Source organism: Rosenbergiella metrosideri (genome assembly GCF_022602565.1).
Lineage (GTDB): Bacteria > Pseudomonadota > Gammaproteobacteria > Enterobacterales > Enterobacteriaceae > Rosenbergiella > Rosenbergiella metrosideri.
In genome coordinates this window covers 1-689 of record NZ_JALBCV010000047.1, presented here as the reverse complement: position 1 = coordinate 689, position 689 = coordinate 1, and the positions used below count along the sequence as shown (strand labels likewise).

At 28.7% G+C, this 689-nt stretch carries 1 pseudogene; it reads right to left on the bottom strand.

The features are described 5' to 3' along the window. Positions 1 to 564: pseudogene (locus MKR94_RS16405) on the bottom strand (rhamnan synthesis F family protein); the annotation flags it as partial. Between the last annotated feature and the right edge of the window lie 125 nt (positions 565 to 689).

Below are 689 nucleotides of genomic sequence, written 5' to 3'. Positions count from 1 at the left end.
CCTTTTGTATTTTACTATATTACCTGATATAGATATACAAAAAGACCCTAAATGATAAGAAATTTCTCTGTTTTCAGTTGCACCTAATACTTCAATGTTAGTTTCAAATAGATCATTTAGAAATTTCCCAAGGCCTCTTTTTGAAAAGAAAACACTATCATTGATTATAAGCAGTCTTTCACAAGTATCTGCTATACCTTTATTTTCTATGTATTTAAAACCTGCTTTATAGCTTCCAAAATCTCGACCAAAATTATCTTTTTCTATATAAACATCAATTAAATCAGAGCGATGATTATCATTAGAAACTTTTAAGGTATTGACGGCTATAACAAACACCCCTTTCCTTTTAGCCTCCATCAACAATTCAACTGTGTCAGATCTTAAATTTGTTTTTTCATATAATGCAATTAACATAACCTTTCCACTTACAAAAGGCTTTTCGTATACAATATTACTCACTCTTTTAGTTGTCCAACGTTCTTTTTCAGAGAGAAAGATGTAATAGGAGTAATAGAGAGATTTTATAAAAATTTCAAATATACCAGAGAAATACTTTTTCATTGCAGACCTTAATTTAATTTATTCAAGTAGGAAATTATTATAAAAAAAATGGTTTCGGCTCTGGATTGCCTATAAACTCTCGACTTTAAAAAATTACCAACCCTTTTTAAACTTGATTCTTTGTC